Raw genomic sequence first — 14,475 nt, 5'->3', positions numbered from 1 at the left:
CGGCATATCCGGGTCCGGCTTTCCGCGTCTCAGGAAGGGCAGTTTCGGCGACTGCGTTTCCTAAGGTGCGGAACCCTGACGGGAGGCTGCCTGTGGGAGGGCGGCCAGGTATTGTCGGGTTCCGGCTGTTTCTCGGGTCGACTGCCGAACCCCGGCGGCTGGTCGGACCCCTGAAAACGAAAGGTGCATACGCGCATGGCGACGTCCTATCTCGGCCAGAAACGCTACCGCAAATACTTCGGCAAGATCCGCGAAGTCCTGGAGATGCCGAACCTCATCGAGGTTCAGAAATCCTCGTACGACCTGTTCCTGAACTCGGGCGACCAGTCCGATCCGCAGGACGGCGAAGGCATCAAGGGTGTCTTCCAGTCGGTCTTCCCGATCAAGGACTTCAACGAGACCGCGGTGCTGGAGTTCGTCAAGTACGAGCTCGAGAAGCCGAAGTACGACGTCGAGGAATGCCAGCAGCGCGACATGACCTATTCGGCGCCGCTGAAGGTGACGCTGCGCCTGATCGTGTTCGATGTGGACGAGGATACCGGCGCGAAGTCGGTCAAGGACATCAAGGAACAGGACGTCTTCATGGGCGACATGCCCCTGATGACGCCGAACGGGACGTTCATCGTGAACGGCACCGAGCGCGTGATCGTGTCCCAGATGCACCGCTCGCCGGGCGTGTTCTTCGACCATGACAAGGGCAAGACCCACGCGTCGGGCAAGCTGCTCTTCGCCTGCCGCATCATTCCCTATCGCGGCTCGTGGCTCGACTTCGAGTTCGACGCCAAGGACAGCGTCTTCGCGCGGATCGACCGCCGCCGGAAGCTGCCCGTGACGACCCTGCTCTATGCCCTCGGCATGGACCAGGAGGCGATCATGGACGCCTACTACAACACCGTCGATTTCAAGCTGAAGAAGAACAAGGGCTGGGTTACCAAGTTCTTCCCCGAGCGCGTCCGCGGCACCCGGCCGACGTACGACCTCGTCGACGCGAAGACGGGCGAAGTGATCGCCGAGGCGGGCAAGAAGGTCACGCCGCGCGCCGTCAAGCAAATGATCGAAGAGGGTAGCATCTCGGAGCTGCTCGTGCCGTTCGACAACATCGTCGGTCGCTACGTCGCGAAGGACATGGTCAATGAAGAGAATGGCGCGATCTATGCCGAAGCGGGCGACGAGCTGACTTGGCTGACCGACAAGGAAGGCAACGTCACCGGCGGAACTCTGAAGGATCTGATGGATGCCGACGTGACCGACATCCCGGTTCTCGACATCGACAACATCAACGTGGGTCCGTACATCCGCAACACGATGGCCGCGGACAAGAACATGAACCGCGACACCGCGCTCATGGACATCTATCGCGTGATGCGTCCGGGCGAGCCGCCCACGGTCGACGCCGCGTCGGCCCTGTTCGACACGCTGTTCTTCGATTCCGAGCGCTATGACCTTTCGGCTGTCGGCCGCGTGAAGATGAACATGCGCCTCGACCTCGATGCGCCGGACACCCACCGAACCCTGCGCAAGGAAGACATCGTCTCGTGCATCAAGGCGCTGGTGGAGCTGCGCGACGGCAAGGGCGACATCGACGACATCGACCACCTCGGCAACCGCCGCGTCCGGTCGGTCGGCGAGCTGATGGAGAACCAGTACCGCGTCGGCCTTCTGCGGATGGAGCGCGCGATCAAGGAGCGCATGTCGTCGGTCGAGATCGACACCGTCATGCCGCAGGACCTGATCAACGCCAAGCCCGCCGCGGCCGCGGTGCGCGAGTTCTTCGGCTCATCGCAGCTGTCGCAGTTCATGGACCAGACCAACCCGCTGTCGGAAGTCACCCACAAGCGCCGTCTCTCGGCCCTTGGACCGGGCGGTCTGACGCGGGAGCGTGCGGGCTTCGAGGTCCGCGACGTTCACCCGACGCACTATGGCCGGATGTGCCCGATCGAGACGCCGGAAGGCCCGAACATCGGTCTCATCAACTCGCTGGCGACCTTCGCCCGCGTGAACAAGTACGGCTTCATCGAGACGCCCTATCGCCGCGTGAAGGATTCGACCGTCACCGACGACGTGGTCTACATGTCGGCGACGGAAGAAATGCGTCACGTCGTGGCGCAGGCGAACGCGAAGCTCGACAGCAAGGGCCGGTTCGAGAACGAGATGGTGAACACCCGCCAGGCGGGCGAGTACACGCTGACGCCGACCGAGCAGGTCGACCTCATCGACGTCTCGCCGAAGCAGCTCGTGTCGGTCGCGGCTTCGCTGATCCCGTTCCTCGAGAACGACGACGCGAACCGCGCGCTGATGGGGTCGAACATGCAGCGACAGGCCGTGCCTCTTCTTCAGGCCGAAGCCCCGCTGATCGGCACCGGCATCGAAGAGAAGGTCGCCATCGACTCGGGCGCCGCCATCCAGGCGCGCCGTGCGGGCGTCGTCGACCAGGTCGATGCGCAGCGTATCGTCATCCGAGCCACCGAAAGCCTCGAGCCGGGCGATCCGGGCGTCGACATCTATCGTCTGCGCAAGTTCCAGCGGTCGAACCAGAACACCTGCATCAACCAGCGTCCGCTGGTGAAGGTCGGTGACACTGTCACCCGCGGCGAAGTCGTCGCTGACGGCCCGTCGACCGAGTTGGGCGAGCTGGCCCTGGGCAAGAACGTGATCGTCGCCTTCATGCCGTGGAACGGCTACAACTACGAGGACTCGATCCTTATCTCCGAGCGCATCGTGCGCGACGACGTCTTCACCTCGATCCACATCGAGGAATTCGAAGTCGCCGCCCGCGACACCAAGCTCGGGCCGGAAGAGATCACCCGCGACATCCCGAACGTTGGCGAGGAAGCGCTTCGCAACCTCGACGAGGCCGGCATCGTCTATATCGGCGCCGAAGTGGGGCCGGGCGACATCCTCGTCGGTAAGATCACGCCCAAGGGCGAAAGCCCGATGACGCCGGAAGAGAAGCTTCTGCGCGCCATCTTCGGCGAAAAGGCCTCGGACGTGCGCGACACGTCGCTGCGCCTGCCGCCGGGCGACTTCGGCACCATCGTCGAGGTTCGGGTCTTCAACCGCCACGGCGTCGAGAAAGACGAGCGCGCGCTTCAGATCGAGCGTGAGGAAGTCGAGCGCCTGTCGCGCGACCGGGCCGACGAGCTGGCGATCCTCGAGCGCAACATCTACGGGCGCCTTAAGGACATGCTGATGGGCAAGGTCGCCGTTAAGGGGCCGAAGCAGATCAAGCCGAAGTCCATGATCGACGATGATCTGCTGGAGACGCTTTCGCGTGGCCAGTGGTGGCAGCTTGCCATCGGCGAAGAGAAAGAGGCCCAGGCGATCGAGGCGCTGAACGCGCAGTACGAGGCGCAGAAGCGCGCTCTCGATCACCGCTTCGAGGACAAGGTCGAGAAGGTCCGCCGCGGCGACGACCTGCCCCCGGGCGTGATGAAGATGGTCAAGGTCTTCGTCGCGGTGAAGCGCAAGCTTCAGCCGGGCGACAAGATGGCCGGACGTCACGGCAACAAGGGCGTCATCTCGAAGGTTGTCCCGATCGAAGACATGCCGTTCCTCGGCGATGGCACTCCGGTCGACTTCGTTCTCAACCCGCTCGGCGTGCCGTCGCGGATGAACGTGGGCCAGATCCTCGAGACGCACATGGGCTGGGCCTCGCGCGGTCTGGGTATCCAGATCGACGAAGCCCTTGGGCAATACCGCCGGTCGGGCGACATGACCCCGGTCCGTGACGCGCTCAAGATCGCCTATGGCGACGACGTCTACGATGAGGGCATCAAGGATCTGGACGAGGTTCATCTCGTCGAGGTCGCCTCGAACGCCACCCGTGGCGTTCCGATCGCGACCCCGGTCTTCGATGGCGCCAAGGAAGCCGACGTCAACGAGGCGCTGGTCAAGGCGGGCTTCAACCAGTCGGGCCAGTCCGACCTGTTCGACGGACGCACGGGCGAGAAGTTCTCGCGCCAGGTAACCGTCGGCGTGAAGTACCTGCTGAAGCTGCACCACCTTGTCGACGACAAGATCCACGCACGTTCCACCGGGCCCTATAGCCTCGTCACGCAGCAGCCCCTGGGCGGCAAGGCCCAGTTCGGCGGCCAGCGTTTCGGCGAGATGGAGGTCTGGGCGCTGGAAGCCTACGGCGCGGCCTACACGCTGCAGGAGATGCTCACCGTCAAGTCGGACGACGTGGCAGGCCGGACCAAGGTCTACGAGTCGATCGTCAAGGGCGAGGACAACTTCGAAGCCGGCGTGCCGGAGTCGTTCAACGTTCTTGTCAAGGAAGTCCGGGGCCTCGGCCTCAACATGGAACTTCTGGATGCCGTGGACGACGACGAGAGCGGGATTGCAGCCGAGTGATGAACGGGCGGGCGGGGTGACCCCCGCCCCGCACCGGAAAATGTCGAGGTAGGGCGGGTTTCACCCGCCACACCTGCAACCGACAAAACAGGATTCGAAGATGAACCAGGAACTGACAACCAACCCGTTCAACCCGCTCGCTCAGCCGCAGACCTTCGACGAGATCAAGATCTCTCTGGCGTCGCCCGAGCGGATCCTCTCGTGGTCCTACGGCGAGATCAAGAAGCCCGAAACGATCAACTACCGCACGTTCAAGCCCGAGCGTGACGGCCTGTTCTGCGCGCGCATCTTCGGACCGATCAAGGACTACGAATGCCTGTGCGGCAAGTACAAGCGCATGAAGTATCGCGGCGTCGTCTGCGAGAAGTGCGGCGTCGAGGTGACGCTTCAGAAGGTGCGTCGCGAGCGCATGGGCCACATCGAGTTGGCCTCGCCGGTCGCGCACATCTGGTTCCTGAAGTCGCTTCCGTCCCGGATCGGCCTCATGCTGGACATGACGCTGCGGGATCTCGAGCGGATTCTCTACTTCGAGAACTACGTCGTGATCGAGCCGGGCCTGACTGACCTGTCCTACGGCCAGTTGATGACCGAGGAAGAGTTTCTCGACGCCCAGGACCAGTACGGCATGGACGCCTTCACGGCGAACATCGGCGCGGAAGCCATCCGCGAGATGCTGGCCGCCATCGACCTCGAGGCCGAGGCCGAGCAGCTTCGCGCTGACCTCGCCGAGGCGACGGGCGAACTGAAGCCGAAGAAGATCATCAAGCGTCTGAAGATCGTCGAGAACTTCATCGAGTCGGGCAACCGGCCCGAATGGATGATCCTGACCGTCATTCCGGTCATTCCGCCGGAACTGCGCCCGCTGGTCCCGCTGGACGGCGGCCGCTTCGCGACCTCGGACCTGAACGACCTCTATCGCCGGGTCATCAACCGGAACAACCGCCTGAAGCGGCTGATCGAACTGCGTGCGCCCGACATCATCGTCCGCAACGAAAAGCGGATGCTGCAGGAGTCGGTCGATGCGCTGTTCGACAACGGCCGCCGCGGTCGCGTCATCACGGGCGCCAACAAGCGTCCGCTGAAGTCGCTGTCGGACATGCTGAAGGGCAAGCAGGGCCGCTTCCGCCAGAACCTTCTGGGCAAGCGGGTCGACTTCTCGGGTCGATCGGTCATCGTGACGGGCCCGGAACTGAAGCTGCACCAGTGCGGCCTGCCGAAGAAGATGGCTCTCGAGCTGTTCAAGCCGTTCATCTATTCGCGGCTGGAAGCAAAGGGTCTGTCGTCGACCGTGAAGCAGGCGAAGAAGCTGGTCGAGAAGGAGCGTCCCGAGGTCTGGGACATCCTCGACGAGGTCATCCGCGAGCACCCGGTTCTTCTGAACCGGGCGCCCACGCTGCACCGTCTGGGCATCCAGGCGTTCGAGCCGATCCTGATCGAGGGCAAGGCGATCCAGCTTCACCCGCTGGTCTGCTCGGCCTTCAACGCCGACTTCGACGGCGACCAGATGGCCGTCCACGTCCCGCTGAGCCTCGAGGCCCAGCTGGAAGCGCGCGTCCTGATGATGTCGACGAACAACGTGCTGTCGCCCGCCAATGGCGCGCCGATCATCGTGCCGTCGCAGGACATGATCCTCGGCCTCTACTACATCTCGATGGAGCGCGAGGGCATGAAGGGCGAAGGCATGATCTTCGCCGACGCCGACGAGGTTCAGCACGCGCTCGACGCGGGCGAAGTGCACCTGCACACCAAGATCACCGCGCGGATCAGGCAGATCGGCGAGGACGGGCTTGAGATGTTCAAGCGCTACGAGACCACGCCGGGCCGCGTGAAGCTGGGCGCGCTTCTGCCGCTCAACGCCAAGGCTCCGTTCGAGCTCGTGAACCGTCTTCTGCGCAAGAAGGAAGTGCAGCAGGTCATCGACAACGTCTACCGCTACTGCGGCCAGAAAGAGTCGGTCATCTTCTGCGACCAGATCATGTCGACGGGCTTCAAGGAGGCCTTCAAGGCCGGCATCTCGTTCGGCAAGGACGACATGGTCATCCCCGAAGCCAAGTGGCAAATCGTCGAGAACGTGCGCGAGCAGGTCAAGGAGTTCGAGCAGCAGTACATGGACGGCCTGATCACCCAGGGCGAGAAGTACAACAAGGTGGTCGACGCCTGGTCCAAATGCTCGGACGATGTGGCCAACGCGATGATGGCCGACATCTCGGCCATGCGCAGGGATGACGCGGGCGCCGAAATGGAGCCCAACTCGATCTACATGATGTCGCACTCAGGTGCGCGGGGTTCGCCGGCGCAGATGAAGCAGCTGGGCGGTATGCGAGGTCTCATGGCGAAGCCGTCCGGTGAGATCATCGAGACGCCGATCATCTCGAACTTCAAGGAAGGCCTGACGGTGCTCGAGTACTTCAACTCGACCCACGGCGCCCGGAAGGGTCTGGCCGACACCGCACTGAAGACGGCGAACTCGGGCTATCTGACCCGCCGTCTGGTTGACGTCGCGCAGGACTGCATCGTGCGCCTGACTGACTGCGGAACCGAAAAGGCGATCACCGCCGAAGCCGCCGTCAACGACGGCGAGGTTGTGGCGTCGCTGGCCGAGCGTGTGCTGGGCCGTGTCTCGGCCGAGGACGTCATCGCCCCCGGCAGCGACGAGGTTGTCGTGGCGAAGGGCGAGCTGATCGACGAACGCAAGGCCGACGCCATCGAGACGGCGGCGGTCCAGTCGGTGCGCATCCGCTCGCCGCTGACCTGCGAGGCCGACGAAGGCGTCTGCGCCATGTGCTATGGTCGTGACCTTGCACGCGGTACGCTCGTCAACATCGGCGAGGCCGTGGGCATCATCGCGGCGCAGTCGATCGGCGAACCGGGCACCCAGCTGACGATGCGGACGTTCCACATCGGCGGCATCGCCCAAGGCGGTCAGCAGTCGTTCATGGAGAGCTCGGCCGAGGGCAAGATCGAGTATCGCAACGCGAACCTGATCCAGAATGCCGCCGGCGAGCAGATCGTGATCGGCCGCAACATGCAGCTTGTGATCGTCGACGAGGCCGGCGCCGAGCGGGCCAGCCACAAGCTGGGCTACGGCACCAAGGTCTTCCCGAAGGAAGGCGCCAAGGTCGCGCGCGGCGACAAGCTGTTCGAGTGGGATCCCTACACCCTGCCGATCATCGCCGAGAAGGCGGGTGCGGCACGGTTCGTGGACCTCATCTCGGGCATCTCGGTCCGCGACGAAACCGACGACGCGACGGGCATGACCCAGAAGATCGTGACCGACTGGCGCTCAGCGCCCAAGGGAAGCGACCTCAAGCCCGAGATCATCCTGGTCGACGCGGACGGCGAACCCGTGCGCAACGATCAGGGCAACCCGCTGACCTATCCTATGTCCGTGGACGCCATCCTCTCGATCGAGGAAGGCGCGGACATCAGGGCGGGCGACGTGGTTGCGCGTATCCCGCGCGAGGGTGCCAAGACGAAGGACATCACCGGCGGTCTGCCGCGGGTGGCGGAGCTCTTCGAGGCGCGGCGTCCGAAGGACCACGCGATCATCGCGGAAATCGACGGCTACGTTAAGTTCGGGCGCGACTACAAGAACAAGCGCCGGATCTCGATCGAGCCCGCCGACGAGTCGATGGAGCCTGTCGAGTACATGCTTCCGAAGGGCAAGCACATCCCGGTGGCTGAGGGCGACTTCATCCAGAAGGGCGACTACATCATGGACGGCAACCCGGCGCCGCACGACATCCTGTCGATCATGGGTGTCGAGGCTCTGGCGGACTACATGATCGACGAGGTGCAGGACGTCTATCGCCTCCAGGGCGTGAAAATCAACGACAAGCACATCGAGGTCATCGTCCGGCAGATGCTCCAGAAGTGGGAGATCCAGGACTCGGGCGAGACGACGCTGCTCAAGGGCGAGCATGTCGACAAGTCCGAGCTGGAAGCCGTGAACGCCAAGGCGGAGGCCGATGGCCGCCGTCCTGCACTGGGCGAGCCGATCCTTCTCGGCATCACCAAGGCGTCGCTCCAGACGCGGTCGTTCATCTCGGCGGCCTCGTTCCAGGAGACCACGCGCGTCCTTACCGAGGCTTCGGTGCAGGGCAAGCGGGACAAGCTGGTGGGCCTGAAGGAGAACGTGATCGTCGGACGCCTGATCCCGGCGGGTACGGGCGGAGCAACGCAGCGCGTGCGCCGCATCGCCGCCGAGCGCGACCTGAAGGTGATCAACGAAGCTCGCGCCGAAGCGGAAGCCGCAGCGGCGCTGGCATCGCCCATCAGCTTCGACGACTCCGAGACGGTGGACGCCGATCTCGTGCAGACCCCGGAAAGCCGGGACTGACGTTACCCTCGTGGAAACTGTGGGGCCTCGCTTCGGCGGGGCCCGTTTTCTTTGCGCTGCACCAATGAGGGTGCCGGATGCACCGGCGCTGCACGGAACTCGCGCCGACAGCAGCTATCCCTTCGCAAGAATTGCCGGAGACACCGATGCTGACAGCCCTCTGGACCGCCCTCGTCGCCGCCCTTCTGGGAGGGGCGCTGTGGCTTGTCCTGCCGTCCGCTGAAGCCGTGGGCACGGATCAGGCGCGAACGGTCTTCTTGCGAGACGAGCCGGGCGTGGCGGTGTCCGGCGCGGGCGCTCTGACGGAGTGGAACACCGCCTGACGCTTGACGGCGTCCGGCAGGCGGAACGGGGTGACGCCGATCGCGCGCGACGTCGAGGCAGGGACCTCGGCTTCTTCGACCGGTGGCACGGGCGCGGCCTCCATCTCGGCCAGGATGGCATCACGAAGCGCTGCGACGGCGTCGTCCTTCAGCATCTCCTCGACCCTCAGGCGATGCTGCCGCACGGCGCGCGCGCGAAGCGGCATCAGGCGCCCGTCCGAGAGCTCGTTCAGCCGCCGCATCTCGTCGCGGATCGCCGGCGCGCGGTCGGCGAGAGAGGTGACGACCGCTTCGTTGCGATTGTGCGTCCGCCAGTAGTTCAGCCCAAGGTCGCGGTGGGGGGCATTGGCGCTGCCGCGGGCGTGCTTCACAAGAAAACTCGTCAGGTCGCGCAGGATGTAGTGGTTCACCTGCGCGAACTGCCGCATCCCCGGATCGCAGGACCGCCAGTGCTTGCGGCGGAACTCGCCGTCCATGAGGCCCGAGGCGTTGCACAGGACCTTGTCCGCGCTTCCGCCCACCGGATCTCGCGGCAGATGGATGCCGGGCTTGCGGAAGCTGTCCGTCCGGAACAGCGGCTTGAAGGCCGTCAGCCGTTCGAGGATGTCCGTCTTCGCCTCGGCGCGGGTGAACTGCTCGCTGACGAGGTCGTGCTTGATTTCCCCTTCTCCGCCCGACCCGAAGATACGCCAGTTGACGATGATGGTCTGGGCCGTGTCGGGGCATGCTGCGATCAGATCCTGGACGCGGTGCTCGCCGACCTTCACGTTCAACAGCTCGTCGCCATCCAGCACCATGCACCAGTCGGCCGCGGCAAAGGCTTCGGATCGCGCCGCGCGGCGATAGGCGCGGATCTGGAAAGCGTCGCCGCCCTGATTGTTCTGGTGGAACTCGATGATCCCCAATCGGTCGAGGATGCGCAGGGTCTGGACCGTCGTGTCGGTGGAATTGTTCTGGTAGATCTGGATGCGGTCGAAGCCGCACAGCCGGTGGTGAGCCACCCACTCCAGGATGTTGGCTCCCTCGTCCTTGACGGTGGTGACCAGCAAGCAGGATTCTTGCGCCATCTGCCCTCGCTTCGTCGTCGCGCCGCCGTTCGCGGTCTTTGCGCAAACCCTAGCAACGGAATGCCTGGTTCTCACTGGCGGCGGCGGCAGAAAAGTGACACCTGTTGCGCAAAACCATAGGGGCGCTTGCGTGCAGCTTTCAGCGAACATGAAGGGCGCGGCCCTGATGTCGGCCTCCATGGCAGCCTTCACGATCAACGACACCTGCCTGAAGGTGCTGGGCGAGACGCTGCCGCTGTTCCAGTTTCTCGTGCTGAGAAGCCTCGGCGTCACCATCCTGCTCGTGGGCGTCGTGCTGGCGGTGGGCGCCTGGCGTCAACCCGTCTCGCGCCGCGACTGGACCCTGATCGCAATCCGCACCGTGGCCGAGGTCGCGGCCGCCTGGACATTCATCACGGCGCTGATCCACATGCCGATCGCCAACCTCTCGGCGATCCTCCAGGCCCTGCCGCTGACGGTCACGCTGGCAGCCGCACTGTTTCTGGGAGAGCCGGTGGGCTGGAAGCGCTTCGCGGCCATCGCCATCGGCTTCGCGGGCGTCTACCTGATCGTGCGGCCCGGCGGCGACGGCTTTACCGAGTGGTCGGTCCTCGGCCTCGCCTCGGTGGTCTTCGTCACGGTGCGCGACCTTGCTGCGCGCCGTCTGTCGCCCGACGTGCCATCGCTTCTCGTCGCCTTCTCGACGGCGGCGGGCGTTCTGGTTTTCTCGGGCGTCGGAGCGCTTTTCACCGACTGGCAGCCTATGGTGACGGCGGACTGGGGCCTTCTGACGGGTGCCGTTCTTTTCGTGATGGTAGGCTACCTCGCGTCGGTCTCGGCGATGCGCGTGGGCGAGATCGGCTTCGTCGCGCCGTTCCGCTATGCCAGCCTGATCGTGGCGCTCATCCTCGGCTTTCTCGTCTTCGGCGACTGGCCCGATGCGATGACCCTGGTCGGCGCGTCGATCGTCGTCGCGACAGGGCTTTTCACCCTCTGGCGCGAGCGCGCCCTGCGCCGTGCCTTCGCCGCGAAGCAGGTGGTGAAAGGCCCCGGCGCGGCGATCTGAACGCAGGGCTGGCGGGGTGGCGTAAGGCACCCCATATGTCGGGGGTGGTGCTGTTGACAGGGTATGCGACTCCCTCTATACGGCGCCCACTCCGGGTGCTGCCACAGGTCTGGCCGCCCTTTAACGGAATGTAGTGGTCACGATCCGGGCGCCTTGCTCCGATCCTCTGGAAACCCACCGCAGGTTCCCCAATTGGGAGCTTCGCGGCTTATCGCGTTTTCGTGGACGCACGGGACCGCTGGGAAGATGAACCGGGGCGCGCGCCCCACGAACTGAAGTGTTGCAACACGGGGAATACCACCCAATGCCCACGATCCAGCAGCTGATCCGGAATCCCCGGCAGCCCAAAGTGAAACGCTCGAAGTCCATGCACCTCGAGTCCTGCCCGCAGAAGCGCGGTGTCTGCACGCGCGTCTACACCACGACGCCGAAGAAGCCGAACTCGGCCATGCGGAAGGTTGCCAAGGTGCGCCTGACCAATGGCTTCGAGGTCATCAGCTACATTCCCGGCGAAAGCCACAACCTTCAGGAACACTCCGTGGTCCTGATCCGCGGCGGCCGGGTGAAGGACCTTCCCGGCGTCCGTTATCATATCCTGCGCGGTGTCCTCGACACCCAGGGCGTCAAGGACCGTCGTCAGCGCCGCTCGAAGTACGGCGCGAAGCGTCCGAAGTAAGAGGAAGACAAAGAATGTCCCGCCGTCACGCCGCCGAGAAACGTGAAGTCCTGCCCGATGCCAAGTATGGCGATCGGGTTCTGACCAAGTTCATGAACAACCTGATGACCGACGGCAAGAAGTCCGTCGCCGAGCGCATCGTCTACAACGCCTTCGAGCGTGTCGAAGGCCGCCTGAAGAAGTCGCCGGTCGAGGTCTTCCACGAGGCTCTCGACAACATCAAGCCGTCGGTCGAGGTTCGCTCGCGCCGCGTCGGCGGTGCGACCTACCAGGTTCCCGTCGAGGTTCGACCCGAGCGTCGCGAGGCGCTGGCGATCCGTTGGCTGATCAATGCCGCCCGTGCGCGGAACGAGAACACGATGGAAGAGCGTCTTGCGGGCGAATTGGCGGATGCCGTCAACGGCCGAGGCACCGCCGTCAAGAAACGCGAAGATACCCACAAGATGGCCGACGCCAACAAGGCGTTCAGCCACTACCGCTGGTAATTCAGAGTCAAGGAGCAGGCAGATGGCCCGCCAATATCCGCTTCAGCGCTACCGCAACTTCGGGATCATGGCGCACATCGACGCCGGCAAGACCACGACGACCGAGCGCATCCTGTTCTATACCGGGAAGTCCTACAAGATCGGCGAAGTCCATGACGGCGCCGCGACCATGGACTGGATGGAGCAGGAGCAGGAGCGCGGGATCACCATCACCTCCGCCGCGACGACCACCTTCTGGCAGCGCCAGGAGGATCCGACCGCCGAGGGCACGTCCGACACGAAGTACCGCTTCAACATCATCGACACCCCGGGACACGTCGACTTCACCATCGAGGTCGAGCGTTCGCTCGCCGTGCTCGACGGTGCCGTGGCGCTTCTCGACGGCAACGCGGGCGTTGAGCCCCAGACCGAGACCGTCTGGCGCCAGGCCGACCGCTACAAGGTTCCGCGGATGGTGTTCGTCAACAAGATGGACAAGATCGGCGCGGACTTCTTCAACTGCGTGAAGATGATCAAGGACCGCACGGGCGCGATCCCGGTTCCGGTCAACTTCCCGATCGGCGCCGAAGACAAGCTCGAAGGCATCGTCGACCTGATCACCATGGAAGAGTGGGTCTGGGAAGGCGAAGACCTGGGCGCGTCCTGGGTGCGCAAGCCGATCCGCGACAGCCTGAAGGACCTCGCCGACGAGTGGCGCTCGAACCTGATCGAGAACGCCGTCGAGCAGGACGACACCGCGATGGAGGCCTATCTCGAGGGCGAGGAGCCCGACGAGGTGACCCTGCGCAAGCTGGTCCGCAAGGGCACGCTGAACCTGTCGTTCGTCCCCGTGCTCGGTGGCTCGGCGTTCAAGAACAAGGGCGTCCAGCCCTTGCTCAACGCCGTCGTCGACTTCCTGCCCGGTCCGCTGGACGTTCCGGCCTACGTCGGCTTCCTGCCGGATGACGAGACCGAGACCCGGAACATCGAGCGTCACGCCGATGACTCCGAGCCGTTCTCTGGTCTTGCGTTCAAGATCATGAACGACCCCTTCATGGGTTCGCTGACCTTCACGCGGGTCTACTCGGGTCAGCTCAAGAAGGGCGACCAGCTCCTGAACTCGACCAAGGGTCGGAAAGAGCGCGTCGGCCGCATGGTCATGATGCACTCGAACAAGCAGGAAGAGATCGACGAAGCCTTCGCCGGAGACATCATCGCGCTGGCCGGTCTGAAGGACACGACCACGGGCGATACCCTGTGCGACGGCTCGAAGCCGGTCGTGCTGGAAACCATGACCTTCCCCGATCCCGTCATCGAGATCGCGATCGAGCCCAAGACGAAGGCCGACCAGGAGAAGATGTCTGCCGGTCTCCAGCGTCTTGCCGCCGAGGATCCGTCCTTCCGCGTCGAGACCGACATCGAGTCGGGCCAGACGATCATGAAGGGCATGGGCGAGCTTCACCTCGACATTCTCGTCGACCGTCTGCGCCGCGAGTTCAAGGTGGACGCCAACATCGGCGCGCCGCAGGTCGCTTATCGCGAAACGATCTCGAAGCAGGTGAACCACACCTACACCCACAAGAAGCAGTCGGGTGGTTCGGGTCAGTTCGCCGAGGTCCAGCTCGAGATCTCGCCGACCGCGCCGGGCGAAGGCTATTCGTTCGAAAGCCGCATCGTCGGCGGTACGGTTCCGAAGGAATACGTCCCTGGCGTCGAGAAGGGCATCAAGTCGGTCATGGACTCGGGTCCGCTGGCGGGCTTCCCGGTCATCGACTTCAAGGTGGCGCTCGTTGACGGCAAGTTCCACGACGTGGACTCCTCGGTTCTCGCCTTCGAGATCGCCTCGCGGATGTGCATGCGCGAAGGCATGAAGAAGGCCGGCGCCAAGCTGCTCGAGCCGATCATGAAGGTCGAGGTCGTGACGCCCGAGGAATACACGGGCAACATCATCGGCGACCTGACCTCCCGTCGCGGGATGGTGCAGGGCCAGGACAGCCGCGGCAACGCGAACGTCATCAACTGCATGGTACCGCTGGCCAACATGTTCGGCTACGTCTCGAACCTGCGCTCGATGTCCTCGGGACGGGCACAGTTCACGATGCAGTTCGACCACTACGAAGCCGTTCCGCAGAACATCTCGGAAGAGATCCAGTCCAAGTACGCATAACCCGCGGTGCGTGGGAAACCACGCACCCTACCACCCTGTAG

General features: G+C 64.2%; 7 protein-coding genes. 6 read left to right on the top strand and 1 reads right to left on the bottom strand.

Going from position 1 to position 14,475, the window contains the following annotated elements:
• Nucleotides 1–195: 195 nt before the first annotated feature.
• Nucleotides 196–4,353 (top strand): DNA-directed RNA polymerase subunit beta, encoded by a 4,158-nt coding sequence (gene rpoB / locus EF888_RS20335; protein ID WP_109759038.1) that lies wholly within the window; start codon nt 196–198, stop codon nt 4,351–4,353.
• Nucleotides 4,354–4,453: 100 nt separating this feature from the next.
• A complete protein-coding gene (gene rpoC, locus EF888_RS20330; protein WP_109759037.1) occupies nt 4,454–8,692 on the top strand; it encodes a DNA-directed RNA polymerase subunit beta' in 4,239 nt (1,412 codons plus the stop codon).
• 238 nt (nt 8,693–8,930) lie between these two features.
• On the opposite strand, the gene EF888_RS20325 is transcribed toward rpoC, so the two are convergent.
• A complete protein-coding gene (locus EF888_RS20325) occupies nt 8,931–10,082 on the bottom strand; it encodes a glycosyltransferase family 2 protein (RefSeq protein WP_170121480.1) in 1,152 nt (383 codons plus the stop codon).
• Between the two features lie 130 nt (nt 10,083–10,212).
• Here EF888_RS20325 and EF888_RS20320 point away from each other — a divergent pair, with 130 nt between their 5' ends.
• From EF888_RS20320 to fusA, 4 genes are all read left to right on the top strand, one after another.
• Nucleotides 10,213–11,127 carry a DMT family transporter gene (locus EF888_RS20320; RefSeq protein WP_109759036.1) on the top strand — a complete coding sequence of 305 codons (915 nt, stop codon included), beginning with the start codon at nt 10,213–10,215 and terminating at the stop codon, nt 11,125–11,127.
• 304 nt (nt 11,128–11,431) lie between these two features.
• The gene (gene rpsL / locus EF888_RS20315) at nt 11,432–11,803 is read left to right on the top strand and encodes a 30S ribosomal protein S12 (RefSeq protein ID WP_109759035.1); all 372 of its coding nucleotides are present in this window, start codon (nt 11,432–11,434) and stop codon (nt 11,801–11,803) included.
• Between the two features lie 14 nt (nt 11,804–11,817).
• The gene (gene rpsG / locus EF888_RS20310; protein WP_109759034.1) at nt 11,818–12,288 is read left to right on the top strand and encodes a 30S ribosomal protein S7; all 471 of its coding nucleotides are present in this window, start codon (nt 11,818–11,820) and stop codon (nt 12,286–12,288) included.
• Between the two features lie 22 nt (nt 12,289–12,310).
• Nucleotides 12,311–14,434: an elongation factor G gene (gene fusA, locus EF888_RS20305; protein WP_109759033.1), complete on the top strand. Its 2,124-nt coding sequence runs from the start codon at nt 12,311–12,313 to the stop codon at nt 14,432–14,434.
• Nucleotides 14,435–14,475: the final 41 nt, after the last annotated feature.

The sequence above is a fragment of the Silicimonas algicola genome (assembly GCF_003970735.1).
Lineage (GTDB): Bacteria > Pseudomonadota > Alphaproteobacteria > Rhodobacterales > Rhodobacteraceae > Silicimonas > Silicimonas algicola.
Note: the sequence above shows the minus strand (reverse complement) of the source record. Positions and strands in the feature narration are given on the sequence as shown.

What these genes read in the sequence shown, in the direction of transcription:
- rpoB (WP_109759038.1), top strand. Translation starts at nt 196, where the DNA reads ATGGCGACGTCCTATCTCGGCCAGAAACGCTACCGCAAATACTTCGGC.
- rpoC (WP_109759037.1), top strand. Translation starts at nt 4,454, where the DNA reads ATGAACCAGGAACTGACAACCAACCCGTTCAACCCGCTCGCTCAGCCG.
- EF888_RS20325 (WP_170121480.1), bottom strand. Translation starts at nt 10,082, where the DNA reads ATGGCGCAAGAATCCTGCTTGCTGGTCACCACCGTCAAGGACGAGGGA.
- rpsL (WP_109759035.1), top strand. Translation starts at nt 11,432, where the DNA reads ATGCCCACGATCCAGCAGCTGATCCGGAATCCCCGGCAGCCCAAAGTG.
- rpsG (WP_109759034.1), top strand. Translation starts at nt 11,818, where the DNA reads ATGTCCCGCCGTCACGCCGCCGAGAAACGTGAAGTCCTGCCCGATGCC.
- fusA (WP_109759033.1), top strand. Translation starts at nt 12,311, where the DNA reads ATGGCCCGCCAATATCCGCTTCAGCGCTACCGCAACTTCGGGATCATG.